Below are 25,734 nucleotides of genomic sequence, written 5' to 3'. Positions count from 1 at the left end.
TCGAACCGCCGGTGCGGCAGGTCGTTCGAGGACGGCGAAGACGGCGGCGGGCCCGGCCCCCACCGAGGGAGCCGGGCCCGCCGTACACGCCCGTCGCAGGTCAGCGCACGAACACTCCGGCCTGGTTCGCCAGGTCCAGGAAATACTGCGGCGCCACGCCGAGCACCAGGGTGACCGCCACGCCCACCGCGATCGCCGTCATCGTCAGCGGCGACGGGACGGCGACGGTCGGGCCGTCGGGCCGCGGCTCGCTGAAGAACATCAGCACGATCACACGGATGTAGAAGAACGCGGCGATCGCCGACGAGATCACACCGACCACGACCAGTGGGGCCGCACCGCCCTCCGCCGCCGCCTTGAACACGGCGAACTTCCCGGCGAACCCGGAGGTCAGCGGGATGCCGGCGAAGGCCAGCAGGAACACCGCGAACACGGCCGCCACCAGCGGCGACCGGCGGCCGAGGCCGGCCCACTTGGACAGGTGCGTCGCCTCGCCGCCCGCGTCCCGCACGAGCGTGACCACCGCGAACGCGCCGATCGTCACGAACGAGTACGCGGCCAGGTAGAAGAGGACCGACGAGACGCCGTCCGGGGTGGTCGCGATGACGCCCGCGAGGATGAATCCGGCGTGCGCGATGGACGAGTACGCCAGCAGCCGCTTGATGTCGGTCTGGGTGATCGCGACGATCGCGCCGCCCAGCATGGTGACGATCGCGACGCCCCACATGACCGGCCGCCAGTCCCAGCGCAGGCCCGGCAGCACGACGTACAGCAGACGCAGCAGCGCGCCGAAGGCGGCCACCTTGGTCGCCGCGGCCATGAAGCCGGTGACCGGGGTCGGCGCGCCCTGGTAGACGTCCGGCGTCCACATGTGGAACGGCACCGCGCCCACCTTGAACAGGAGGCCCATGACGATCATCGCGGTGCCGATGAGCAGCAGCGCGTCGTTGCCCATGGTGTCCGCGAGGGCCGGGTTCACGTTCTTGATCGTGCCGTCGACGACCTGCGCGATCGTCCCGTACGACACGGAGCCCGCGTACCCGTACAGCAGTGCGATGCCGAAGAGGGTGAACGCGGAGGCGAACGCGCCGAGGAGGAAGTACTTGACCGCGGCCTCCTGCGACATGAGCCGCTTGCGGCGGGCCAGGGCGCACAGGAGGTACAGCGGGAGCGAGAAGACTTCCAGGGCGACGAAGAGGGTCAGCAGGTCGTTGGCCGACGGGAAGACCAGCATGCCGGCGACCGCGAACAGCAGCAGCGGGAAGACCTCGGTGGTGGCGAAACCGGCCTTGACCGCTGCTTTCTCGCTGTCGCTGCCGGGCACGGAGGCCGCCTGGGCGGCGAAGGAGTCGACCCGGTTGCCGTGCTCCTCGGGGTCGAGCCGCCGTTCGGCGAAGGTGAACAGGCCGACCAGGGCGGCCAGCAGGATCGTGCCCTGCAGGAAGAGGGCCGGTCCGTCGACCGCGATGGCGCCCATCGCCGCGATGCGCGCCTTCGTGGTGCCGTACCCGCCCTCCGCCAGCGCGACGACCGCGGCGAACGCGGCGGCGAGAGCGACGACGGATACGAACAGCTGTGCGTAGTAGCGGTGCTTGCGCGGCACGAACGCCTCGACCAGCACCCCGACGATCGCCGCACCCAGAACGATCAAGGTGGGCGACAATTGCCCGTACTCGATCTTGGGCGCGTCGATCTTCGCGATCGGTTCGGCTGCGCCTGCCGCCGTTGTCCACAGGCTGTGGACGGCTGATGCGCTCACTTGGCCGCCTCCACCTCGGGCTGGGGGTCCTTCTTGTGCACGTCGGACAAGGTCTGCTTGACCGCCGGGTTGACGATGTCCGTGAGGGGCTTCGGGTAGACGCCCAGGAAGATCAGCAGCACGATCAGCGGGGTGACGACCACGAGCTCACGCGCGCGGAGGTCCGGCATCGCGGAGACCTCCGGCTTCACCGGGCCCGTCATCGTCCTCTGGTAGAGGACGAGGGTGTAGAGCGCGGCGAGCACGATGCCCAAGGTGGCGACGATGCCGATCGCCGGATAGCGGGCGAACGTGCCGACCAGGACCAGGAACTCGCTCACGAAGGGCGCGAGTCCGGGCAGCGACAGCGTCGCCAGACCGCCGATCAGGAAGGTCCCGGCGAGCACCGGGGCGACCTTCTGCACCCCGCCGTAGTCGGCGATGAGCCGCGAGCCGCGCCGGGAGATCAGGAAGCCGGCGACCAGCATCAGAGCGGCCGTCGAGATGCCGTGGTTGACCATGTAGAGCGTCGCGCCGGACTGGCCCTGGCTGGTCATCGCGAAGATGCCCAGCACGATGAACCCGAAGTGCGAGATCGACGCGTACGCCACCAGCCGCTTGATGTCCCGCTGTCCCACGGCGAGCAGCGCGCCGTAGACGATGCTGATCACGGCGAGCACGAGGATGACGGGCGTCGCCCACTTGCTGGCCTCCGGGAACAGCTGGAGGCAGAAGCGGAGCATCGCGAAGGTGCCCACCTTGTCGACGACCGCCGTGATGAGCACGGCGACCGGGGCGGTGGCCTCGCCCATCGCGTTGGGCAGCCAGGTGTGCAGCGGCCACAGCGGGGCCTTCACCGCGAAGGCGAAGAAGAAGCCGAGGAACAGCCAGCGTTCGGTGTTCGTCGCCATGTCGAGCGAGCCGCTGGCGCGGGCCTGCGCGATCTCCTGGAGGCTGAAGTTCCCGGCGACGACATAGAGGCCGATCACCGCGGCCAGCATGATCAGCCCGCCGACCAGGTTGTAGAGCAGGAACTTGACGGCCGCGTACGACCGTTGCGTGGCCGCCGTCTCCTCGCCGTGCTCGTGGGCGCGGTCGCCGAAGCCGCCGATGAGGAAGTACATCGGGATGAGCATGGCTTCGAAGAAGATGTAGAAGAGGAAGACGTCGGTGGCCTCGAAGGAGATGATCACCATCGCCTCGACGGCCAGGATCAGGGCGAAGAAGCCCTGCGTCGGCCGCCAGCGCTTGCTGCCGGTCTCCAGCGGGTCGGCGTCGTGCCAGCCCGCCAGGATGATGAACGGGATCAGCAGCGCCGTGAGCGCGATGAGCGCCACCGCGATGCCGTCCACGCCCAGCTCGTACCTGACTCCGAAGTCCGCGATCCAGGCGTGGGACTCGGTGAGCTGGTAGCGGTCGCCGTCCGGGTCGAAGCGGACCAGGACGACGATCGCCAGGACGAACGTGGCGAGCGAGACGAGCAGCGCCAGCGCTTTGGCGGCGTTGCGCCGGGCGGCCGGGACGGCGGCTGTGGCGACCGCCCCGATCGCCGGGAGCGCGGCCGTCGCTGTCAGCAGAGGAAAGGACATCGGTATCAGACCGCCCTCATCAGCAGGGTCGCGGCGATGAGGATCGCCGCACCGCCGAACATCGAGACCGCGTACGACCGCGCGTAGCCGTTCTGCAGCTTGCGGAGCCGGCCGGACAGGCCGCCCATGGAGGCCGCCGTGCCGTTGACCACGCCGTCGACCAGGGTGTGGTCGACGTACACCAGGGAGCGCGTGAGGTGTTCGCCGCCGCGGACGAGCACGACGTGGTTGAAGTCGTCCTGGAGCAGGTCGCGTCGGGCGGCCCGGGTGAGCAGCGACCCGCGCGGGGCGGCGACCGGGATCGGGCGGCGGCCGTACTGGGTGTAGGCGATGGCGACGCCGACGACCAGGACGACCATCGTGGCCAGGGTGACCGTGAGAGCGCTGACCGGGGAGTCTCCGTGCTCATGCCCGGTGACCGGCTCCAGCCAGTTCACGAAGGCGTCGTGCCAGTTGAACACGAAGCCCGCCGCGACCGAGCCGACGGCCAGCACGATCATGGGGATCGTCATCGACCTGGGCGACTCGTGCGGGTGCGGCTCCTGGCCCTCCGCGTCAGGCTGCCAGCGCTTCTCGCCGAAGAACGTCATCAGCATCACGCGCGTCATGTAGTACGCGGTGATGGCCGCGCCGAGCAGGGCGCAGCCGCCGAGGATCCAGCCCTCGGTGCCGCCCTTGGCGAACGCCGCCTCGATGATCTTGTCCTTGGAGAAGAAGCCGGACAGGCCCGGGAAGCCGATGATGGCGAGGTAGCCGAGGCCGAAGGTGACGAAGGTGACCGGCATGTACTTCCGCAGGCCGCCGTACTTGCGCATGTCGACCTCGTCGTTCATGCCGTGCATGACCGAGCCCGCGCCGAGGAACAGCCCGGCCTTGAAGAAGCCGTGCGTCACCAGGTGCATGATCGCGAAGACGTAGCCGATGGGGCCGAGGCCCGCGGCCAGCACCATGTAGCCGATCTGCGACATGGTCGAGCCGGCCAGCGCCTTCTTGATGTCGTCCTTCGCGCAACCGACGATCGCACCGAACAGCAGCGTGACCGCGCCGACGACGGTGACGACGAGCTGGGCGTCGGGGGCGCCGTTGAAGATCGCCGCCGAGCGGACGATCAGGTACACGCCCGCGGTCACCATCGTCGCCGCGTGGATGAGGGCCGAGACCGGGGTCGGGCCCTCCATCGCGTCCCCGAGCCAGGACTGCAGCGGCACCTGGGCGGACTTGCCGCAGGCCGCGAGCAGCAGCATCAGGGCGATCGCGGTGAGCTTGCCCTCGGTCGCGTCCCCGGCGATGCCGGGTTCTCCTTCGGCCCCGAGCAGCGGGCCGAAGGCGAAGGTCCCGAAGGTGGTGAACATCAGCATGATGGCGATCGACAGGCCCATGTCGCCGACGCGGTTGACCAGGAAGGCCTTCTTCGCGGCGGTGGCGGCGCTGGGCTTGTGCTGCCAGAAGCCGATGAGCAGGTAGGAGGCGAGACCGACGCCCTCCCAGCCGACGTACAACAGCAGGTAGTTGTCGGCGAGGACGAGCAGGAGCATCGCCGCCAGGAACAGGTTCAGGTAGCCGAAGAAGCGGCGGCGGCGCTCGTCGTGCTCCATGTACCCGACCGAGTACAGGTGGATCAGCGAGCCGACGCCCGTGATCAGCAGGACGAACGTCATGGACAGCTGGTCGAGGCGGAAGGCGACGTCCGCCTGGAAGCCCTCGACCGGGATCCAGCTGAACAGGTGCTGCGTCAGCGTCCGGTGTTCGGCGTCCTTGCTCAGCAGGTCGCCGAAGAGGATGACGCCGAACACGAACGAGGTGGTCGACAGGAGCGTGCCGACCCAGTGGCCGACGGCGTCGAGCCGGCGGCCGCCGACCAGAAGGACGGCCGCTCCGAGCAGGGGCGCCGCGATGAGCAGCGCGATCAGGTTCTCCACGATTCTTCCGACCCCTTACAGCTTCATCAGGCTGGCGTCGTCGACCGAGGCCGTGTGACGGGAACGGAACAGCGACACGATGATCGCGAGTCCCACCACGACCTCCGCTGCGGCGACGACCATCGTGAAGAAGGCGATGATCTGGCCGTCGAGATTGCCGTGCATCCGGGAGAAGGCGACGAACGCGAGGTTGCAGGCGTTGAGCATGAGCTCGATGCACATGAAGACGACGATCGCGTTGCGCCTGATCAGCACGCCTGTCGCGCCGATCGTGAACAACAGGGCAGCGAGGTACAGGTAGTTGACGGGGTTCACTTCGACGCCTCCTCGGTCCGCTTGAGGTGCGGCGGCTCGATCGGGGCCCGCTCCAGGCGCTCCTCGGCGCGCTGTTGCAGGGCCTTGAGGTCGTCCAGCGCCTCGGTGGACACGTCACGGACCTGACCGCGCTCGCGCAGGGTGCTGCTGACCGTGAGCTCCGAGGGGGTGCCGTCGGGCAGCAGGCCCTGGACGTCGACGGCGTTGTGCCGCGCGTACACGCCGGGGGCCGGCAGCGGCGGGAGGTGCTTGCCCTCGCGGACGCGCTGTTCGGACATCTCGCGCTGGGTCTTGGCGCGCTCGGTGCGCTCGCGGTGGGTGAGCACCATGGCGCCGACGGCGGCGGTGATCAGCAGGGCGCCGGTGATCTCGAACGCGAAGACGTACTTGGTGAAAATGAGAGCCGCGAGGCCCTCCACATTGCCGTTCGCATTCGCCTCGGCGAGGCCGTTGAACTCCGTCAGGGAGGCGTTGCCGATGCCGGCGATCAGCAGGACGCCGAAGCCCAGACCGCACGCCAGGGCCAGCCAGCGCTGGCCCTTGATGGTCTCCTTCAGGGAGTCCGCCGCGGTGACGCCGACGAGCATCACCACGAACAGGAACAGCATCATGATCGCGCCGGTGTAGACGACGATCTGCACGATGCCCAGGAAGTAGGCGCCGTTGGCGAGGTAGAACACCGCCAGGATGATCATGGTTCCGGCGAGACAGAGCGCGCTGTGCACGGCCCGCTTCATGAAGACGGTGCACAGGGCGCCGGCCACCGCGACGGTGCCGAGCACCCAGAACTGGAAGGCCTCGCCGGTGGAGGTGGCGTACGCGGCGAGCTGCGCGCTCATGCCTGCACCTCCTCTTCCTGAGCCGTGCCCGAAGGGCCTGCCTTCGGATGCGGCTCGTCCGTGGAGACGGCGGCCTGCTGGACGGTGCCGGGCGCGGCCTCGGTCACCAGGCCGCGGTAGTAGTCCTGCTCGTCCATCCCCGGGTAGATCGCGTGCGGCGAGTCGACCATGCCCTCGTCGAGGCCTGCCAGCAGCTGCTCCTTGGTGTAGATCAGGTTGGCGCGGCTGGTGTCGGCGAGCTCGAACTCGTTGGTCATCGTCAACGCGCGCGTGGGGCAGGCCTCGATGCAGAGACCGCAGAGAATGCAGCGGGCGTAGTTGATCTGGTACACGCGCCCGTACCGCTCGCCCGGCGAGTAGCGCTCCTCGTCGGTGTTGTCCGCGCCCTCGACATAGATGGCGTCGGCGGGGCAGGCCCAGGCGCACAGCTCGCAGCCGACGCACTTCTCCAGGCCGTCCGGATGGCGGTTGAGCTGGTGCCGTCCGTGGAACCGCGGAGCGGTGGTCTTCTGCTGCTCGGGATACTGCTCGGTCAGCCGCTTCTTGAACATGGCCTTGAAGGTCACGCCGAAGCCGGCGACGGGGTTCTGGAAGCCGGGCGTCGTCTGCCCGGCCTCCTGGGGCTCCTCAGCCATCGGACGCCTCCTTTCCATCCATCGATACGTCACTGACAGTGTCCGACCCGCCACTGACAATCAGCTCCCGCTCCCGGCGCGAACGGCGTCGCGGCACGGGCGCGAGCTCCTGTCCCGGCAGCGGCGGCACGGGGAATCCGCCCGCCATCGGGTCGAAGCCGACGGGCTCGGCGGGAGCCTGTTCCTGCTTGCCGCGGTCGCGGAACGTGTCCGCGATGAAGGAGAGCAGCAACAGGGTCAGGACACCGCCGCCCACATAGAGGGCGATGTCGGCGAAGTCGTAGTTCTCATTGCGCAGGGTCCGCACGGTCGCGACGAGCATCAGCCAGGTGACCGAGACCGGGATGAGGACCTTCCAGCCGAGCTTCATCAGCTGGTCGTAGCGGACGCGGGGCAGCGTGCCGCGCAGCCAGATGAAGAAGAACAGCAGCAACTGCACCTTGACGACGAACCAGAGCATCGGCCACCAGCCGTGGTTCGCGCCCTCCCAGAAGGTGCTGATCGGCCAGGGAGCCCGCCAGCCGCCCAGGAAGAGCGTGGTCGCCACGGCCGAGACGGTCACCATGTTGACGTACTCGGCGAGCATGAACAGCGCGAACTTGATCGACGAGTACTCGGTGTTGAAGCCGCCGACCAGGTCGCCCTCGGACTCCGGCATGTCGAACGGGGCGCGGTTGGTCTCGCCGATCATCGTGACGACGTAGAGGATGAAGGAGACCGGCAGCAGGATGATGTACCAGCGGTCGTGCTGCTGCGCGACGATCGTCGAGGTCGACATCGATCCCGAGTAGAGGAAGACCGAGGCGAACGCGGCGCCCATCGCGATCTCGTAGGAGATCATCTGCGCGCAGGAACGCAGGCCGCCCAGCAGCGGGTAGGTGGATCCAGAACTCCAACCCGCCAGGACGATGCCGTAGATGCCGATCGAGGCGACCGCGAGGACGTAGAGCATCGCGATCGGCAGGTCGGTGAGCTGCATCGTGGTGCGCTGGCCGAAGATCGAGATCTCGTTGTCGGCGGGGCCGAAGGGGATCACGGCGATCGCCATGAAGGCCGGGATGGCCGCGATGATCGGCGCGAGGATGTAGACGACCTTGTCCGCGCGTTTGACGATGAGGTCTTCCTTGAGCATCAGCTTCACGCCGTCGGCGAGCGACTGGAGCATGCCCCAGGGGCCGTGGCGGTTGGGGCCGATGCGCAGCTGCATCCAGGCGACGACCTTGCGTTCCCAGACGATGGAGAACAGCACGGTCACCATCAGGAAGGCGAAGCAGAACACCGCCTTGACGACGACCAGCCACCAGGGGTCGCGGCCGAACATCGAGAGGTCTTCAGCGGCGAGGTACGGGCTCATGCCTCCACCTCCTTGGGGGCTTCGGCGGCGGGCGTCGCCGGGCCGATGCGGACGAGGGAGCCGGGCGTGGCCCCGGAGTCGGAGGCGACGCCCCCCGCGGTGGAGTTCAGTGGGAGCCACACCACCCGGTCGGGCATCTCGGTGATCTGCAGCGGGAGTTCGACCACCCCGGCGGGCCCGGTCACGGCGAGCACGTCGCCGTCCGCGACGCCCGCCTCGGCGGCCGTGGCCGCCGACACGCGCGCGCGTGCCGCGTGCCGCGTTCCGGCGAGCGCCTCGTCGCCCTCCTGGAGGGCGCCCTGGTCGAGCAGCAGACGGTGCCCGGCGAGCACGGCCTCTCCGGAGGCCGGACGCGGCAGCTGGGCCGCGATCTCCAACGGCTCGGTGGCCCGCGCGCCGTCCCAGGCGCCGAGCCGGTCGAGTTCCGCGCGCGCGGTCCGCAGGTCCGGCAGGCCCAGGTGGACGTCCATCGCGTCGGCCAGCATCTGCAGCACGCGCGCGTCGGAGGGCGCCAGGCGGCGGATCATCTGGTCGGGCTTGAGCGCCGCCTCGAAGAAGCGGACCCGGCCCTCCCAATTGAGGAAGGCCCCCGCCTTCTCGGCGACCGCCGCGACGGGAAGGACCACGTCCGCGTGGTGCGTGACCTCGCCGGGCCGCAGCTCCAACGACACCAGGAAGCCGACCTCGGCAAGCGCCTCACGCGCGCGTGCCGGATCAGGCAGGTCCGCGATCTCCACGCCCGCGACGAGCAGCGCCTGCAGCTCGCCGGCCACGGCGGCCTCGACGATCTGCCCGGTGTCGCGGCCGTAGCGGTGCGGGAGTTCGGCGAGTCCCCAGACGGCCGCGACCTCGTCCCGCGCGCGCGGGTCAGTGGCCGGACGACCGCCCGGCAGCAGCGACGGCAGCGCACCCGCCTCGATCGCGCCCCGCTCCCCCGCCCGGCGCGGGATCCACACCAGCTGGGCGCCGGTCGCGGAGGCGGCCCGTACAGCGGCGGTGAGGCCGCCGGCCACACTGGCCAGCCGCTCGCCGACGACGATCACCGTGCCCTCGGCCTGCAGCGCCTCGGCGGCCTCGCCGCCCGCGTCCTCCAGGCCGACCCCGCTCGCGAGCGCGTCCAGCCACTCGGTCTCGGTGCCCGGAGCGGCCGGCAGCAGCGTGCCGCCCGCCTTCTCCAGACCGCGCGTGGCATGCGTGGCCAGCGAGAACACCCGCTGTCCGTGCCCCCGCCAGGCCTTGCGCAGCCGCAGGAAGACCCCGGGCGCCTCCTCCTCCGACTCGAACCCGACGAGCAGGACGGCCGGCGCCTTCTCCAGAGAGGTGTACGTCAGGCCCGTACCGTCGAGGTCACGGCCGCGGCCGGCGATACGGGAGGCCAGGAAGTCGGCCTCCTCGCCGCTGTGCACACGCGCGCGGAAGTCGATGTCGTTGGTGTCGAGCGCCACGCGCGCGAACTTGCTGTACGCGTACGCGTCCTCGATGGTGAGACGGCCGCCGGTCAGCACGCCGGTCCTCCCGCGCGAGGCGAGCAGCCCCTGCGCCGCGATCTGCAACGCCTCCGGCCAGGACGCCGGTTCGAGGTCACCCTCGGCGTTGCGCACCAGAGGCGTGGCGAGCCGGTCCCGCTGCTGCGCGTACCGGAACGCGAACCTCCCCTTGTCGCAGATCCACTCCTCGTTGACCTCGGGGTCGTTGGCGGCCAGGCGCCGCATGACCTTGCCGCGCCGGTGGTCGGTGCGCGTCGCGCAGCCGCCGGAGCAGTGCTCGCACACGGAGTGCGAGGAGACGAGGTCGAAGGGCCGGGAGCGGAATCGGTACGCCGCCGAGGTCAGCGCGCCCACGGGGCAGATCTGGATGGTGTTGCCGGAGAAGTACGACTCGAAGGGGTCGCCCTCACCGGTGCCGACCTGCTGCAGCGCGCCCCGCTCGATCAGTTCGATCATCGGGTCGCCCGCGACCTGGTTGGAGAACCGGGTGCAGCGGGCGCACAGCACGCACCGCTCACGGTCGAGCAGCACCTGCGTGGAGATCGGCACGGGCTTCTCGTACGTCCGCTTGCGGCCCTCGAAGCGGGACTCGGCGTTGCCGTGCGACATCGCCTGGTTCTGCAGGGGGCACTCGCCGCCCTTGTCGCAGACCGGGCAGTCCAGCGGATGGTTGATGAGGAGCAGTTCCATCACGCCGTGCTGGGCCTTCTCGGCCACGGGCGAGGTGAGGTGAGTCTTCACCACCATCCCGTCCGTACACGTGATCGTGCAGGACGCCATGGGCTTGCGCTGGCCCTCGACCTCGACGATGCACTGGCGGCACGCGCCGACCGGGTCGAGGAGAGGATGGTCGCAGAAGCGGGGGATCTCGATGCCGAGTTGCTCGGCGGCCCGGATGACCAGGGTGCCCTTGGGCACGCTGATCTCGGCGCCGTCGATGGTCAGCGTCACGAGATCTTCCGGCGGGACCGCCGCCTCTCCCCCACCCGAGGGAGCGCTCGTGGTCACCGTCATGCGTTCACCTCCGTGCGGTCGGCCCAGGCCGTCGACCTGGCGGGGTCGAAGGGGCAGCCGCGGCCCGTGATGTGCTCCTCGTACTCCTCACGGAAGTACTTGAGCGAGGAGAAGATCGGCGAGGCGGCGCCGTCGCCGAGGGCGCAGAAGGACTTGCCGTTGATGTTGTCGGCGATGTCGTTCAGCTTGTCGAGGTCGGACAGCACGCCCTTGCCGGCCTCGATGTCACGCAGCAACTGCACGAGCCAGTACGTGCCTTCGCGGCACGGGGTGCACTTGCCGCAGGACTCGTGGGCGTAGAACTCGGTCCAGCGGGTGACGGCGCGCACGACGCAGGTCGTCTCGTCGAAGCACTGGAGAGCTTTTGTGCCGAGCATGGAACCCGCGGCGCCCACTCCTTCGTAATCAAGAGGGACGTCGAGGTGCTCCTCGGTGAACATCGGCGTCGAGGAGCCGCCCGGCGTCCAGAACTTCAGCCGGTGCCCGGGCCGCATGCCGCCGCTCATCTCCAGGAGTTGGCGCAGCGTGATGCCGAGCGGGGCCTCGTACTGGCCGGGGCTGGAGACATGGCCGCTGAGGGAGTAGAGCGTGAAGCCCGGGGACTTCTCGCTCCCCATCGACCTGAACCATTCCTTGCCTTTTTGCATGATGGCGGGAACTGACGCGATCGACTCGACGTTATTCACCACAGTCGGGCACGCATAGAGGCCCGCGACGGCAGGGAAGGGGGGACGCAGCCGCGGTTGACCACGGCGGCCTTCGAGGGAGTCCAGCAGCGCGGTCTCCTCACCGCAGATGTACGCGCCCGCGCCCGCGTGCACGGTGAGTTCGAGGTCGAGTCCGCTGCCCAGGATGTTCTCGCCCAGGTAGCCGGCCGCGTAGGCCTCGCGCACGGCCTCGTGCAACCGCCGCAACACGGGAACGACTTCACCCCGCAGATAGATGAAGGCATGAGACGACCTGATGGCATAACACGCGATGACGATGCCCTCGATGAGGCTATGCGGGTTCGCGAAGAGGAGCGGAATGTCCTTGCAGGTTCCGGGCTCCGATTCGTCGGCGTTGACAACTAGATAGTGCGGCTTTCCATCCCCTTGGGGAATGAACTGCCATTTCATTCCCGTAGGGAATCCCGCGCCGCCGCGCCCCCGTAGACCGGAGTCCTTGACGTACGCGATCACCTCGTCGGGCGACATGGCGAGCGCCTTGCGGAGCCCCTCGTATCCTTCGTGCCTTCGGTAGACGTCCAGACTCCAGGACCCGTCCTCGTCCCAGAAGGCCGACAGCACGGGTGCGAGCAGCTTCTCGGGGCTGCTGCCTTTCAGCTCGGGTGCCAAGGTCATCACTCCCCCTCCTCGGCGGTAGGCCCTGCCGGGTGGGCTGGGTCGGAGGCCGACGTGTCCTGCGGCGCGTCGTGCGAACTCAGGTGCTCGGTGGGCGACGGGTCGTGCGGCGCCGCGTCGCGCGGGGCCCGGTCCTGCGGCTCCTCGTGCGGCCCGCCGTCGCGCGGGTGGACCACGCGCGCGGGTGCGGTCTCTCCCCTTGCCAGGCGAAGACCCACCAGTGACGCAGGTCCCGCACCGCCGCTCGCCTCGACGGCCCCGTCCCGCTCGTCGGGGAAGCCCGCCAGGATCCGGGCGGTGTCCTTGAAGGTGCACAGCGGCGCACCGCGCGTCGGCGAGACCGTGCGGCCGATCCGCAGGTCGTCCACCAGGCGCTTCGCGCTCTGCACGGTCTGGTTGTCGAAGAACTCCCAGTTGACCATCACGACCGGCGCGAAGTCGCAGGCCGCGTTGCACTCGATGTGCTCCAGGGTGACCTTGCCGTCGTCGGTGGTCTCGCCGTTGCCGACGCCCAGGTGCTCCTGCAGCGCCTCGAAGATCGCGTCACCGCCCATCACCGCGCAGAGGGTGTTGGTGCAGACGCCCACCTGGTAGTCACCGCTCGGCCGGCGCCGGTACATGGTGTAGAAGGTGGCGACCGCGGTGACCTCGGCCGTGGTCAGGTCCAGCACGTCCGCGCAGAACCGCATCCCGGTGCGCGTGACGTGTCCCTCCTCCGACTGCACGAGGTGCAGCAACGGCAGGAGCGCGGACCGGGAGTCGGGGTAGCGGGCGATGATCTCGCGCGCGTCCGCCTCCAGCCGGGCTCGGACGTCGTCCGGGTAGGCGGGCGCGGGCAGTTCGGGCATGCCCAGGCTGACGCCCCGCTCGGAAGAAGAGGTGGTCACCGGTCGACGCCTCCCATCACGGGGTCGATGGATGCAACGGCGACGATGACGTCGGCGACCTGGCCGCCTTCGCACATCGCCGCCATGGCCTGCAGGTTGGTGAAGGACGGGTCCCTGAAGTGGACCCGGTAGGGGCGGGTGCCTCCGTCGGACACGGCGTGCACCCCGAGCTCGCCCTTGGGCGACTCGACGGCCGCGTACGCCTGTCCCGGCGGGACGCGGAAGCCCTCGGTGACCAGCTTGAAGTGGTGGATCAGGGCCTCCATGGAGGTGCCCATGATCTTCTTGATGTGGTCGAGGGAGTTGCCGAGGCCGTCGGGGCCCAGGGCGAGCTGGGCGGGCCAGGCGATCTTCCGGTCGGCGACCATCACCGGGCCGGGCTGCAGCCGGTCCAGGCACTGCTCCACGATCCGCAGGGACTGGCGCATCTCCTCCACGCGGATCAGGAAACGGCCGTAGGCGTCGCAGGAGTCCGCGGTCGGGACGTCGAAGTCGTACGTCTCGTAGTCGCAGTAGGGCTGCGCCTTGCGCAGGTCGTGCGGAAGGCCGGTGGAGCGCAGGACCGGGCCGGTGGCGCCGAGGGCCATGCAGCCGGTCAGGTCGAGATAGCCGACGTTCTGCAGACGGGCCTTGAAGATGGGGTTCCCGGTGGCGAGCTTGTCGTACTCCGGGAGGTTCCGCTTCATCTTCTTCACGAACTCGCGGATCTGGTCCACCGCGCCGGGCGGCAGGTCCTGGGCGAGTCCGCCGGGGCGGATGTACGCGTGGTTCATCCGCAGGCCCGTGATGAGCTCGTAGATGTCGAGGATCATCTCCCGGTCACGGAATCCGTAGACCATGACCGTGGTGGCGCCGAGCTCCATGCCACCGGTGGCGATGCACACCAGGTGGGAGGACAACCGGTTCAGCTCCATCAGGAGCACCCGGATGATCTTGGCTCGCTCGGTGATCTGGTCCTCGATGCCGAGGAGCTTCTCGACGGCGAGACAGTAGGCGGTCTCGTTGAAGAAGGACGTCAGGTAGTCCATGCGCGTCACGAACGTGGTGCCCTGCGTCCACGTGCGGAATTCGAGGTTCTTCTCGATGCCGGTGTGGAGGTAGCCGATGCCGCAGCGGGCCTCGGTGACCGTCTCGCCGTCGATCTCCAGAATCAGGCGGAGCACCCCGTGGGTGGAGGGGTGCTGGGGGCCCATGTTGACGACGATGCGCTCGTCGTCGGCGCGGGCCGCGGACTGGACGACCTCGTCCCAGTCGCCGCCCGTGACGGTGTACACGGTGCCCTCGGTGGTCTCCCGTGCCGAGGCGGCCGCGGCCGCGGATGCTGACTGTGTGCTCACGAGTACGACCTCCGCTGGTCCGGAGCCGGGATCTGGGCGCCCTTGTACTCGACGGGGATGCCGCCGAGGGGGTAGTCCTTGCGCTGCGGATGGCCCTGCCAGTCGTCCGGCATCATGATCCGCGTCAGGGCCGGGTGACCGTCGAAGACGATCCCGAAGAAGTCGTAGGTCTCGCGCTCGTGCCAGTCGTTCGTCGGGTAGACGGAGACCAGGGACGGGATGTGCGGGTCGGCGTCCGGGGCGCTGACCTCCAGGCGGATCAACCGGTTCCGGGTGATCGAGCGCAGGTGGTAGACGGCGTGCAGCTCGCGGCCCTTGTCGTGCAGGTAGTGCACGCCGCTCACGCCCGTGCAGAGCTCGAAGCGCAGGGCCGGGTCGTCGCGCAGGGTGCGGGCGACGCGGAGCAGGTGCTCGCGCTCGATGTGGAAGGTGAGCTCGCCGCGGTCGACGATCGTCTTCTCGATGGCGTTCTCGGGGAGGAGTCCCTGTTCCTCCAGCGCGCCCTCGAGTTCGTCGGCGACCTCGTCGAACCAGCCGCCGTAGGGCCGGCTCGCCGGTCCCGGGAGCCGGACGGAGCGGACCAGGCCGCCGTAGCCGGAGGTGTCGCCGCCGTTGTCGGCGCCGAACATGCCGCGCTGGACGCGGATCTCCTCGCCGCCCTGGCCCCGCTGACCGGGGAGGTTGTCGGAGGCGAGGTCCTTCTCGGGGTTCACCCCGTTCGAGGATCCGTTCTTGCCGTGGGTGCCGTTCGCGTCGCTCACCGCAGCAGCCCCTTCATCTCGATCGTGGGCAGGGCCTTCAGCGCCGCCTCCTCCGCCTCGCGGGCCGCCTCCTCGGCGTTCACGCCCAGCTTGGAGTTCTGGATCTTGTGGTGGAGCTTGAGGATCGCGTCCACCAGCATCTCGGGCCGTGGCGGGCAGCCCGGGAGATAGATGTCGACGGGGACGATGTGGTCGACGCCCTGGACGATCGCGTAGTTGTTGAACATGCCGCCGGAGGAGGCGCACACGCCCATGGAGATGACCCACTTCGGGTTGGGCATCTGGTCGTAGACCTGCCGGAGCACCGGCGCCATCTTCTGGCTGACCCGACCGGCGACGATCATGAGGTCGGCCTGGCGCGGGGATCCGCGGAAGACCTCCATGCCGAAGCGCGCCAGGTCGTAGCGGCCGGCGCCGGTCGTCATCATCTCGATGGCGCAGCAGGCGAGGCCGAAGGTGGCGGGGAAGACGGACGCCTTGCGCACCCAGCCCGCGGCCTGCTCGACGGTGGTCAGCAGGAAACCGCTCGGCAGCTTTTCTTCGAGTCCCATGGCTAAAGGCCCCTCAGTCCCATTCCAGGCCGCCGCGCCGCCATACGTACGCGTACGCGACGAAGACGGTGAGCACGAAGAGCAGCATCTCCACGAGCCCGAAAACACCCAGGGCGTCGAAGGTGACGGCCCAGGGGTAGAGGAAGACGATCTCGATGTCGAAGACGATGAAGAGCATCGCCGTCAGGTAGTACTTGATGGGGAAGCGCCCGCCGCCGGCCGGCGTGGGGGTCGGCTCGATACCGCACTCATAGGCCTCGAGCTTGGCGCGGTTGTACCGCTTCGGCCCGATCAGCGTGGCCATGACCACGGAGAAGATCGCAAAGCCTGCCCCGAGGGCTCCCAGTACGAGGATGGGCGCATACGCGTTCACCGCTCCTCGCTCCTCTCAGTCGGCACTGACTGCTGGCGATGGCATCGGACTCACATCAGCCCCACAGGCCTCACGAACTCCGCCCGTCCCGACGAAGATCGCGAACATGTGAAGCAGGTCACAAGCCCAACTGCCTCGCATCTTATGCCCGCCGATCTGTGATCTGCGACACGGGGTATTGCACAAGCTTTGTGATCTCCACCACCTGACGAAGGATCATGAAGTCATATCGGCGACGATCTTCGTACGCGAAGCGTCGGAGTGATCACAAGAAGTGACATTTGTGCTCGTCGCCCCAGGCAGGGAGGGGCGTCTCTATATCAAGAGACTTCCCTTGCATGCAAATTGGAGGTGGACCCACCGTCCTGATAGAGGGACCCGTTCACACATCAGAGGGAGACCGGGGCGGGATGTGGACGCGTGCACGCGTTCACAAGCGGAGCGGGTCGGACCGCCCACGCGAGACGCGGCCGCCGAGGTGACCGTTCCGTGACCTCCGCCACATTCATGAGAGACGCCTAAGAACCGGGCTTGGCCAAGTGTTCCAACCGGTGGTAGGTGCGGGGCAATTCGGACGTACCGTCGAAAGCCCATGATCACAGGCTTGATCACCTGCGTCCGCAATGTCCGTTACGGCGTCAATAAAGAGTGACGCGCCAGGTGTTCGGGGTCGCCATTGAACAAATGTGGCGCAGCACACGTTTCTTGAAGGTATGGAGGACCCCCTGATACCGGTTGGACTCATGTCCCACACCGCTCCCATACGCAGCCACCGGAAACCCCGCCGCAGCGCGTCGACGATCGCGATGCGGACCGGAGTCGCCAGTGGCGTCCTCGGCACGCTGGCCGTCGCCACCGCGGCGGGTTCGGCCAACGCCGCCGAGCCGGTGACGCAGACGCTCGAACTGCCCGTGCTGACGGGCGACCTGGCCGCCCAGGTCGCGCAGTCCGCGGAGGCCACGCAGCAGGCCGCCTCGAACTACCAGCTGCAGGCCGCACGCGACGCAGCCGCCTCAGCGGCCGCCAAGGAGGCCAAGAAGGACCTCGCCCACGCCAAGGCCGAGGCGACCAAGAAGGCGGAGGCCGCCCGCAAGGCCGCCGCCGAGCGCGCCACGCGCAACGCCGAGCGGACCACGCTCAGCACGACGGCGAGCAGCAGCTCCTCGTCGTCGAGCACGTCGACGGCGACCGGTGCGGCCGCGGCCGTCATCGCCTTCGCGAAGGCACAGGTCGGCGACGCCTACGTCTCCGGCGGCACGGGCCCCAACTCCTGGGACTGCTCGGGGCTCATGCAGACCGCCTTCAAGCAGGTCGGCATCAGCCTGCCGCGGGTCTCGCAGGACCAGTCGACCGCGGGCACCCAGGTGTCGCTGAACAACCTTCAGCCGGGCGACATCCTGTACTGGGGCAGCGCGGGCAGCGCGTACCACGTGGCGATCTACGTCGGCGACGGCATGTTCGTCGGCGCGCAGAACCCGTCCACCGGCGTGGTCGAGCGTCCGCTGTCGTACGACCCGCCGACCGGTGCGGTGCGGGTGCTCTGACACCCCTGGCGCCTCCTGGGGCGCTCACGCGCGGAAGGGCCGCAGCCGCTCGGGGGCAGCGGCCCCTTCGGCGTCTCCTCGCCCACCGGGGCGCCTGGACGCGCGTAGAAGCGCCTGGCGCGCGTTCTGACGCCCGCCTGCGCAGCAGAACGCCCGGCTCACGCCCCAGGACGCCTGAACCGCGTCCAGAGCGCCTGTGCGGCCCTCCTGGCATGCTCGGCGGGCGGGCCACGGAACTCCGCGGCTCGTCCACGAGTTGAAGGAGAGACCGCCATGCCACGCGTGTTCGTGCAGGGACAGCCCGTCGCCTCGTATCCCCCGCTCGCGCCCGAGGCCCGGCGCGGGTCGGTGCGGCGGGTCACCGAGGTCGGCGAAGAGGTGCTGCACAAGGCCTGCCGGGACGTCACCGAGTTCGGGCCCGACCTGGCCGCGCTCGTCGACGACATGTTCCTCACCATGTACGCCGCCGACGGAGCCGGCCTGGCGGCGAACCAGGTCGGCGTCGGGCTGCGACTGTTCGTCTACGACTGCCGGGACGACGAGGGTGTCCGACATGTCGGACACATCGTCAATCCGGTGCTGGACCGGCTCGACCCGGCCCGGCGACGGCTGCTCGACGAGGGCGAGGGGTGCCTGTCGGTGCCGGGCGCCGTCATGGACGTACCGCGGCCGGACCGGGCCGTGGTGCGCGGGGTCGACAAGGACGGCGGCGCGCTCGCCGTCGAGGGCACGGGCTACTTCGCCCGCTGTCTCGCCCATGAGGCCGACCACGTCGACGGTCACGTCTACCTGGACCGGCTCTCCGCACGAGACCGGAAAGAGGCGCTGCGGCAGGTGGCGGACCGGCGGGAAGAGGTCTTCGCACGCCGGGCCGCCAAGACGAAGGCCCTGACGACCTGAGGCCCGCCCCTGGTCACGCCTTCGGGGCCACCTTGCTCAGGCCGTTGATGATGCGGTCCATCGCGTCGCCGCCGGTCGGGTCCGTCAGGTTGGCGAGCATCTTCAGGGTGAACTTCATCAGCAGCGGGTGGGTCAGGCCGCGCTGGGTCGCGATCTTCATGACCTTCGGGTTGCCGATGAGCTTCACGAAGGCGCGGCCCAGCGTGTAGTAGCCGCCGTAGGTGTCCGCGAGGATCTGCGGGTAGCGCTGGAGGGCGAGTTCGCGCTGGCCGGGGGTGGCGCGGGCGTGGGCCTGGACGATGACGTCGGCGGCGATCTGGCCCGACTCCATGGCGTAGGCGATGCCCTCGCCGTTGAAGGGGTTCACCAGGCCGCCGGCGTCGCCCACCAGCAGGAGCCCCTTGGTGTAGTGGGGCTTGCGGTTGAAGGCCATCGGGAGGGCGGCGCCGCGGATCGGGCCGGTCATGTTTTCGGGGGTGTATCCCCAGTCCTCCGGCATGGACGCGCACCAGGCCTTGAGGACCTCGCGCCAGTCGAGCTCCTTGAAGGAGTCGGAGGTGTTGAGCACGCCCAGGCCGACGTTCGAGGTGCCGTCGCCCATGCCGAAGATCCAGCCGTAGCCGGGCAGCAGCCGGTCCTCGCCCGGGCCGCGCTTGTCCCACAGCTCCAGCCAGGACTCCAGGTAGTCGTCCTCGTGGCGCGGGGAGGTGAAGTAGGTGCGGACGGCGACGCCCATCGGGCGGTCCTCGCGGCGGTGCAGGCCCATCGCCAGCGAGAGGCGGGTGGAGTTGCCGTCGGCGGCCACCACCAGCGGGGCGCGGAAGGTGACTTCGCGCTTCTCCTCCCCCAGCTTCGCGTGCACGCCGGTGATCCGGCCGGTGCGGTCGTCGACGATCGGGGCGCCGACGTTGCAGCGCTCGTACAGGCGGGCGCCGGCCTTCTGGGCCTGGCGGGCGAGCTGCTCGTCGAAGTCGTCGCGCTTGCGGACGAGGCCGTAGTCGGGGAAGGAGGCGAGATCCGGCCAGTCCAGCTGCAGCCGCACGCCTCCGCCGATGATGCGCAGGCCCTTGTTGCGCAGCCAGCCGGCCTCCTCGGAGACATCGATGCCCATGGCCACGAGCTGCTTGGTGGCGCGCGGGGTGAGGCCGTCGCCGCAGACCTTCTCGCGCGGGAACTCGGTCTTCTCCAGCAGGAGTACGTCGAGTCCGGCCTTGGCAAGGTAGTAGGCGGTGGTGGAGCCGGCTGGCCCCGCGCCGACGACGATCACATCGGCGGTGTTTTCGGAGAGGGGCTCGGTCACGGCGGGATCTCCCCAAGTTCGGAATCTGCGTGCCGACCGGCACTGGGCATGGGCAGTCTATTCAGCAGAATTGATCACCCGGCTGAAGGGCTGCCCCGTGAACCGAGCTCTCCCCGAAGTACGGCTGCGCGTCCCCACGGACGAGGACGCGGTCGCCTGGCACCGGACCTTCGGCCACCCGGACGTCATGGAGTTCCACGGCGGCAGATCCGCGGAGCTGTCCGCCTACGAGGAGCTCACCGCCCGCCAGCGCCGGCACGACGCCGAGCACGGCTTCTGCCTGTGGACGATGCTGGACGAGGAGGACCGGGTCATCGGGTTCACCGGCGCGCAGCCCTGGCCGAAGGACTGGGGGCCCAAGGGGGAGATCGAGATCGGGTGGCGGCTCGGGCGGGAGCACTGGGGCCGGGGGTATGTCACGGCGGCGGCGCGGCTGACGCTGGAGCGGGTGCGGGCGGCCGGGGTGCCGGGCGTGGTGGCCATGGTCGACGCCCGCAACGAGCGGTCCATCGCCGTCACCAGGCGGCTGGGCATGCGGCTCGCCGAGGTCTTCACGACTCCGGAGTCGGAGCGGGAGGGGCGCTGCTACCGCCTTGAATGGTGACTCTGGGTAGCCATTGGCTACGGAAAGACACTTGACGCTTCCGGACGACACCCCCGGGCGGTTACCCTTCCAGTACCGCTGGGGGTGACATTAGTGCTCATACCACCCAAAACACCCGAAGTGCGCGTGCCGCGGCTCGTCGGTCTGATGGCCGTGGACGCGCGCGAGACGGCCACGGCACACGGTGTACTGCTGGCCGCACCCGACCGGCCCGACTTCCACCGCGCCGTCGTCGACTACGTCGTACGGCAGTACCCGCCGCCCGGGGTCGAGGTGCCGCGCGGTGCGGTCGTCACCGTGTGGTTCGACTTCACCGAGGGCGAGGGCGGCGGAGGCGCCGGGGTGCACGAGCCGCGCGTTCCGAGACCGGGCGGCGGCGGGATGCAACGCGAGCTCGACGCGCCGGGAGTGCCGGGGGATCCCTTCGAGGCGGCCAGCAGGTGAGCCGCTGCGGGAGCGGCCGGTTCAGCTCTCCTTGAAACCGGCCCTCGGCTTGACTCTGCCCTCCTCGAAACCGGCTCTCGGCTGAGCTCGGCGAAACCGACTCTCGGCTGAACTCAGCTCTCCTTGAAGCCCCGGTGGAGGGTGACCACGCCGCCGGTGAGGTTGCGCCAGGCGACCTTCGACCATCCGGCCTTGCGCAGGCGCTCGGCGAGGGCGGGCTGGTCGGGCCAGGCGCGGATGGACTCGGCGAGGTAGACGTAGGCGTCGGGGTTCGAGGAGACCACGCGCGCGACCGGGGGCAGGGCGCGCATCAGGTACTCGGTGTAGACCGTGCGGAAGGGCGCCCAGGTCGGGTGCGAGAACTCGCAGATCACGACCCGTCCGCCGGGCCGGGTCACCCGGTGCATCTCGCGCAGCGCGGCGTCGAAGTCCTGCACGTTGCGCAGGCCGAAGGAGATCGTGACGGCGTCGAAGCTGTCGTCCTTGAAGGGCAGCCTGGTCGCGTCCCCGGCTGTGAACGGCAGCCAGCTGTGGTTCCTCTTGCCGACCTGGAGCATGCCGAGGGAGAAGTCGCAGGGGACGACATAGGCGCCGGCCTGGGCGAAGGGGAGGGAGGAGGTGGCCGTGCCCGCGGCGAGATCCAGGATCTTCTGCGCGGGCCGGGCGTCGACCGCCTTCGCGACCTCCTTGCGCCACCTGCGGTCCTGGCCCAGCGACAGGACGTCGTTGGTCAGGTCGTACCGTTCCGCCACGCGGTCGAACATCGAGGCGACTTCGTGGGGCTGCTTGTTCAGGGAAGCGCGGGTCACCTCACCATTCTTGCAGCACCCCTCGGGGGATCGGAGAAGCCCCTCAGGGAAGCAGCCTCGGCTTCTTCTTGGCCGCCACGTCCTCGACCCACCCGCACAGCAGCACGAAGACGCCGATCAGCAGCCAGCCGACGCCGAACATGAACCACTGGCTCTCCAGCGGCAGCCACTTCTCGAACGCGGGGACGTTCCAGAACTGGTCGATCAGCGGGACGGCGAGGATCAGGGCGATCTCGTGCCAGAGGTAGATCGTGACCGCGCGCGCGTTGAAGACGGTGACGATCCGGTTCGTACGGCGCAGCCGGGTGAGCCAGGCGAAGTCGATCCCGAAGTACGCCTTCGCCCACATCAGCAGCATGACGAACCCGGCCGACCAGAAGGCCTGCGCGAGCGGGTCCTCGTCCAGGTCGTAGGTGCCGAACTCGGCCTGGTGCGTGAAGGCGTACCAGCCGCCGAAGGCGATGGCCGCGAGCGACGCCACGACGACCAGGGCCGGCTTCATCCGCTGCAGCACGCCGTCGCGGTGCGCGAAGCCGAGGATCCAGCAGAAGAGGTACGTCGACAGGTCCCACAGGGCGCTGCCGACCCGGTTGTCCGGGCCCGCCCAGACGAAGTTCAGCACCAGGATCGGCGCGAGGGAGAGCACCAGCACCGGGACCGGGGCGAGCCGGAACACCCGGAGCAGGAGCGGCGAGAGGAGGACGAACCAGAGGTAGGTCCGCAGGTACCAGAGGATCTCCCAGGCCTGCTCGCCCCACGCGTTGCCCGGCGGGTCGCCCAGCGGGACGACCCAGTAGACGATCTCCCAGCCCGGCATCCAGTCGTGGACCAGCATCGCCAGGACGACGAAGACGCCCCAGAACCAGAAGGGCGGGAGCAGTCGGCGGAACCGGCTCTTGACGACCTTGAGCGCCGGGCGTTCCAGGGACTTCGCCATCAGGGTGCCGGCCAAACCGAACATGATCCCCATGGAGGGGAAGACCATGCCCGCCCAGGCCCACCCGAAGGTGTGGTAGGCGACGACACGGATCAGGGCGAGGGCGCGGAGGGAGTCGAAGTAGCGGTCACGGCCGGTGGGCCGGGGCGAAGGCTTCTCCTCCTCCGCCCCGGCAGTCGCGACGACCGACTCGGCCGACTCCGGCTCGGACGCCGACGCCGACGCCGACTCCGGTGCCGAGTCCGACCCGGTCGACCTCAGCCCCGACTCCGGCTCCGACTCCGACCCCGGCTCCGGTTCCACCACCGGCAACGGCGCCGTCATGTCGGCCGGCTGCCCGTAGTCCACGTACTCCTGGTACTCCTGCGGATACGGCTGGTGGGGCGCGTACGGCTGCGGGCTCGCGTACGGCTGCTGAGGCGCGTACGGCTGCTGGTTCACGTACGACTGCTGATCGCCGTACGGCTGCTGCCCGTACCCGGAGCCGTACCCATTCCCGGTCCCGGTCCCATACCCGGCCCCGACCCCGTTCCCGTAGCCGTCCCCGTACCCGTGCCCCTGCGCGGACGCCTGCCCTTGCGCGGACGCCTGTCCGTGTCCGTACCCGTGGCCCTGCTGCTCCCAGCTCATCAGGCCACCCCGGCCGGGGTGCCGACCTCGCCCGTGCGCTTCAGTTTCTGCCAGCGCAGGCGGCCGCCGGTGAGGGCGGTGATGCAGGAGTGGATGAGGACGAGGTACATCATCTGGCGGTAGGCCAGTTGCTGGAGCGGCATCATCAGCAGGTAGCGGTACTTCTCGCGGTCGAGACGGAAGGCGTAGGCCGCGCAGCCCAGTTGGACGCCGAGCACCGCCAGCCAGGCCAGCAGGGCCGCCTGGAAGTCGACGAAGATCATCGAGTAGACCGTGAACACGTCGATGAGCGGGGCGAAGACCGGCGTGACGATCTGGAAGAGGACCACGAGCGGCAGGCCGACGCGGCCGAAGCGGCCCGAAGGGCCCTTGTCCGTCAGGGACTTGCGGTGCTTCCAGAGCGCCTGCATGGTGCCGTAGGACCAGCGGTAGCGCTGGGACCACAGCTGCTTCAGCGAACCGGGCGCCTCCGTCCAGGCCTTGGCGTGCTCCTGGTAGACGACCTGCCAGCCCGCGCGGTGCATCGCGATGGTGATGTCGGTGTCCTCGGCGAGGGTGTCCTCGCTCATGCCGCCGACCTCCAGCACGGCGTCCCGGCGGAACGCGCCGATCGCGCCGGGGATGGTCGGCATGCAGCGCAGCAGGTCGTACATGCGGCGGTCGAGGTTGAAGCCCATCACGTACTCGATGTGCTGCCAGGCGCCGATGATCGTGTCGCGGTTGCCGACCTTGGCGTTGCCGGCGACCGCGCCGACCTTCGGGTCCGCGAAGGGCTGCACGAGCTGGTGCACGGCCTCCGGCTCGAAGACCGTGTCGCCGTCCATCATCACGACGATGTCGTAACTCGCGCTGCGGACGCCGTTGTTGAGGGCGGCGGGCTTGCCCGCGTTCTCCTGGCGGATGACGCGGACGTTGGTCATGCCGAACGACTCCGCCGCGCTGCGCGCGATCTGGGAGGTGTCGTCGGTGGAACCGTCGTCGACGACGATGATCTCGATCGGGTGGGTGCTCTTCGCCAGCGACTCGAGGGTGTTGGCGATGCACTCCTTCTCGTTGTACGCCGGGACGATCACGCTCACCGGCCGGGTGACGGTCGGCCCCCAGCTGAAGCGGCGTTTGTTGCGCTGCCGGTAGTGGCGGCGGGCGAGGATCAGCATCATCCCGAACCGGCCGATGACGGCCACGCCGACGACCATCAGCCCCACCGAGAGCGTCGGGACGGTCCACTCGGCGAGGGCGACCGCAGCGATGAGGGCCTTGCCCTCGTAGAGGGTCACGCCGGTGGCCTCGCGGTGGGCGGCCTGGAGACGGTCGATGCCCGAACCGGTGCCGGTGCCGGTGCCCGAACCGCTGTTGCCCGCACCGGTGTTGCCTTCGCCGAGGTTGCCCGCGCCGGTGTTGCCCACACCGTTCGGCGGGGTCCCGTTCGCGCCCGCGGCGCCGGAACCCGACGCACCGGCGCCCGAAGGCGCAGCCGACGCCGAAGCGGAGTCCGAGGCCGAGCCCGTACCGGAGGTCTGGCGGGCCGCCGCGTTCTGCTCCTGCATCACCCCGCTGATGGTGGTGAAGGTGTACCCGGCCGCCTTCATCTTCTTGATGTACTTCGGCAGCGCCTTGATCGTCTGCGAGCGCTCGCCGCCCGCGTCGTGGAAGAGCACCGACGCGCCCTCGCCGTCCTCCGGCGTGGCCCACTTGATGATCTTCGAGACGCCCGGCTTCTTCCAGTCGTCGCTGTCGGTGTCGACGAAGACGCTGGTGTAGCCGTCCTCGCCCAGCTTCTTGTAGACGGGCCAGCTGTAGTTGTCGATGGCGTCCGTCTCGGAGGAGTACGGCGCGCGGAACAGCGTGGTGGTGATGCCGGCCGCGCCCGCGAGCGCGAGCTGGGTCTGGGTCATCTCCCGCTTGACGCGGGCGTCGCTCTGGTAGGAGAGGTCGACGTGGGTGAACGTGTGGATGCCCACCTCGTTGCCCTCCTCGACCATGTCCTTCACGATGCTCGGGTAGCGCGAGACCATCGAGCCCACCAGGAAGAACGTGCCGGGCACGTCGTACTTCTGGAGGATCTCCAGCACCTGGGGCGTCCAGGTGGGGTTCGGGCCGTCGTCGAAGGTGAGCGCGATCGTCTTGTCCGGCACGGAGACGGTGGTGGCCTGGCCGCCCCGGAAGGAGAGGATCGGGCCGCCGTCGAGGATCTTGTCGGGCACGTCGCTGGAGCTGGCCCCGGTGCGCACCCGCTGGTCGCCGCCGACCTCGGCGCGCAGATAGCCGTCGAGCAGCATCACGCTGGTCAGCGCGAGCAGAAGCAGCAGGGCGAGGATGACACGCGGTTTCTGCAGCGCCGCGGCCTTGCCCGCCGCCCGTTCGATGCGGCTGGGGGCGCGGCGGCGGCCGCGCGAGGGAGTCGTGGTCATGGGGGTGGTGCGT

22 protein-coding genes are annotated in these 25,734 nt (G+C 69.3%); 4 read left to right on the top strand and 18 right to left on the bottom strand.

Annotated features, from left to right (window positions below; all coding sequences use genetic code 11):
- Window positions 1-100: 100 nt before the first annotated feature.
- The 14 genes from nuoN to OG562_RS25255 are packed head-to-tail and all read right to left on the bottom strand — an operon-like array spanning window position 101 to window position 16,142.
- A complete protein-coding gene (gene nuoN / locus OG562_RS25320; RefSeq protein WP_266401533.1) occupies window positions 101-1,759 on the bottom strand; it encodes an NADH-quinone oxidoreductase subunit NuoN in 1,659 nt (552 codons plus the stop codon).
- Complete coding sequence (locus OG562_RS25315) at window positions 1,756-3,327, bottom strand: NADH-quinone oxidoreductase subunit M (RefSeq protein WP_266401532.1); 1,572 nt, start codon at window positions 3,325-3,327, stop codon at window positions 1,756-1,758. The genes nuoN and OG562_RS25315 overlap by 4 nt, the downstream gene beginning before the upstream one ends.
- A gap of 5 nt (window positions 3,328-3,332) precedes the next feature.
- Window positions 3,333-5,246 (bottom strand): NADH-quinone oxidoreductase subunit L, encoded by a 1,914-nt coding sequence (gene nuoL, locus OG562_RS25310; RefSeq protein ID WP_266401530.1) that lies wholly within the window; start codon window positions 5,244-5,246, stop codon window positions 3,333-3,335.
- 15 nt (window positions 5,247-5,261) lie between these two features.
- Window positions 5,262-5,561, bottom strand: coding sequence for an NADH-quinone oxidoreductase subunit NuoK (gene nuoK / locus OG562_RS25305; protein WP_266401529.1), 300 nt, complete (start codon window positions 5,559-5,561; stop codon window positions 5,262-5,264).
- Window positions 5,558-6,400, bottom strand: coding sequence for an NADH-quinone oxidoreductase subunit J (locus OG562_RS25300; RefSeq protein ID WP_266401526.1), 843 nt, complete (start codon window positions 6,398-6,400; stop codon window positions 5,558-5,560). The genes nuoK and OG562_RS25300 overlap by 4 nt, the downstream gene beginning before the upstream one ends.
- A complete protein-coding gene (nuoI, locus tag OG562_RS25295; protein WP_266401523.1) occupies window positions 6,397-7,035 on the bottom strand; it encodes an NADH-quinone oxidoreductase subunit NuoI in 639 nt (212 codons plus the stop codon). Before nuoI ends, OG562_RS25300 begins: the two co-directional genes overlap by 4 nt.
- Entirely contained in the window at window positions 7,028-8,389 is a 1,362-nt protein-coding gene (gene nuoH / locus OG562_RS25290) for an NADH-quinone oxidoreductase subunit NuoH (protein ID WP_266401521.1), read from the bottom strand. The genes nuoI and nuoH overlap by 8 nt, the downstream gene beginning before the upstream one ends.
- The gene (locus OG562_RS25285) at window positions 8,386-10,890 is read right to left on the bottom strand and encodes an NADH-quinone oxidoreductase subunit G (protein ID WP_266401519.1); all 2,505 of its coding nucleotides are present in this window, start codon (window positions 10,888-10,890) and stop codon (window positions 8,386-8,388) included. Before OG562_RS25285 ends, nuoH begins: the two co-directional genes overlap by 4 nt.
- Window positions 10,887-12,236, bottom strand: coding sequence for an NADH-quinone oxidoreductase subunit NuoF (gene nuoF / locus OG562_RS25280; protein WP_266401516.1), 1,350 nt, complete (start codon window positions 12,234-12,236; stop codon window positions 10,887-10,889). Before nuoF ends, OG562_RS25285 begins: the two co-directional genes overlap by 4 nt.
- The gene (nuoE, locus tag OG562_RS25275) at window positions 12,233-13,120 is read right to left on the bottom strand and encodes an NADH-quinone oxidoreductase subunit NuoE (protein WP_266401513.1); all 888 of its coding nucleotides are present in this window, start codon (window positions 13,118-13,120) and stop codon (window positions 12,233-12,235) included. The genes nuoF and nuoE overlap by 4 nt, the downstream gene beginning before the upstream one ends.
- Window positions 13,117-14,457, bottom strand: a complete 1,341-nt coding sequence (locus tag OG562_RS25270; protein WP_266401510.1) for an NADH-quinone oxidoreductase subunit D — start codon at window positions 14,455-14,457, stop codon at window positions 13,117-13,119. Before OG562_RS25270 ends, nuoE begins: the two co-directional genes overlap by 4 nt.
- Window positions 14,454-15,218 carry an NADH-quinone oxidoreductase subunit C gene (locus OG562_RS25265; protein ID WP_266401507.1) on the bottom strand — a complete coding sequence of 255 codons (765 nt, stop codon included), beginning with the start codon at window positions 15,216-15,218 and terminating at the stop codon, window positions 14,454-14,456. The genes OG562_RS25270 and OG562_RS25265 overlap by 4 nt, the downstream gene beginning before the upstream one ends.
- A complete protein-coding gene (locus OG562_RS25260; protein WP_266401505.1) occupies window positions 15,215-15,769 on the bottom strand; it encodes an NADH-quinone oxidoreductase subunit B family protein in 555 nt (184 codons plus the stop codon). Before OG562_RS25260 ends, OG562_RS25265 begins: the two co-directional genes overlap by 4 nt.
- Window positions 15,770-15,782: 13 nt before the next feature.
- Complete coding sequence (locus OG562_RS25255) at window positions 15,783-16,142, bottom strand: NADH-quinone oxidoreductase subunit A (protein ID WP_007383963.1); 360 nt, start codon at window positions 16,140-16,142, stop codon at window positions 15,783-15,785.
- 743 nt (window positions 16,143-16,885) lie between these two features.
- Between OG562_RS25255 and OG562_RS25250 the strand changes: the two genes are divergently transcribed.
- Both OG562_RS25250 and def read left to right on the top strand, forming a co-directional pair.
- Window positions 16,886-17,686, top strand: a complete 801-nt coding sequence (locus tag OG562_RS25250; protein WP_266401502.1) for a C40 family peptidase — start codon at window positions 16,886-16,888, stop codon at window positions 17,684-17,686.
- Window positions 17,687-17,959: 273 nt separating this feature from the next.
- Entirely contained in the window at window positions 17,960-18,586 is a 627-nt protein-coding gene (gene def, locus OG562_RS25245; protein WP_266401499.1) for a peptide deformylase, read from the top strand.
- Between the two features lie 13 nt (window positions 18,587-18,599).
- On the opposite strand, the gene OG562_RS25240 is transcribed toward def, so the two are convergent.
- A complete protein-coding gene (locus tag OG562_RS25240) occupies window positions 18,600-19,886 on the bottom strand; it encodes a geranylgeranyl reductase family protein (RefSeq protein WP_266401497.1) in 1,287 nt (428 codons plus the stop codon).
- A gap of 97 nt (window positions 19,887-19,983) precedes the next feature.
- Here OG562_RS25240 and OG562_RS25235 point away from each other — a divergent pair, with 97 nt between their 5' ends.
- Both OG562_RS25235 and OG562_RS25230 read left to right on the top strand, forming a co-directional pair.
- The gene (locus OG562_RS25235; RefSeq protein WP_266401496.1) at window positions 19,984-20,490 is read left to right on the top strand and encodes a GNAT family N-acetyltransferase; all 507 of its coding nucleotides are present in this window, start codon (window positions 19,984-19,986) and stop codon (window positions 20,488-20,490) included.
- 120 nt (window positions 20,491-20,610) lie between these two features.
- Window positions 20,611-20,934, top strand: a complete 324-nt coding sequence (locus OG562_RS25230) for a PASTA domain-containing protein (protein ID WP_266401495.1) — start codon at window positions 20,611-20,613, stop codon at window positions 20,932-20,934.
- A 113-nt stretch (window positions 20,935-21,047) separates the two neighbouring features.
- Here OG562_RS25230 and OG562_RS25225 read toward each other — a convergent pair whose 3' ends face one another.
- The 3 genes from OG562_RS25225 to OG562_RS25215 all read right to left on the bottom strand — a co-directional run bounded on the left by OG562_RS25225 (window position 21,048) and on the right by OG562_RS25215 (window position 25,721).
- Window positions 21,048-21,743 (bottom strand): demethylmenaquinone methyltransferase, encoded by a 696-nt coding sequence (locus tag OG562_RS25225; RefSeq protein WP_266401494.1) that lies wholly within the window; start codon window positions 21,741-21,743, stop codon window positions 21,048-21,050.
- Between the two features lie 43 nt (window positions 21,744-21,786).
- Window positions 21,787-23,004: an acyltransferase gene (locus OG562_RS25220; protein WP_266409501.1), complete on the bottom strand. Its 1,218-nt coding sequence runs from the start codon at window positions 23,002-23,004 to the stop codon at window positions 21,787-21,789.
- Between the two features lie 305 nt (window positions 23,005-23,309).
- Window positions 23,310-25,721, bottom strand: a complete 2,412-nt coding sequence (locus tag OG562_RS25215; protein WP_266401492.1) for a glycosyltransferase — start codon at window positions 25,719-25,721, stop codon at window positions 23,310-23,312.
- Window positions 25,722-25,734: the final 13 nt, after the last annotated feature.

Origin of the sequence: Streptomyces sp. NBC_01275 (genome assembly GCF_026340655.1) — a bacterium.
Lineage (GTDB): Bacteria > Actinomycetota > Actinomycetes > Streptomycetales > Streptomycetaceae > Streptomyces.
This window is presented reverse-complemented; position numbering and strand designations above follow the sequence as displayed.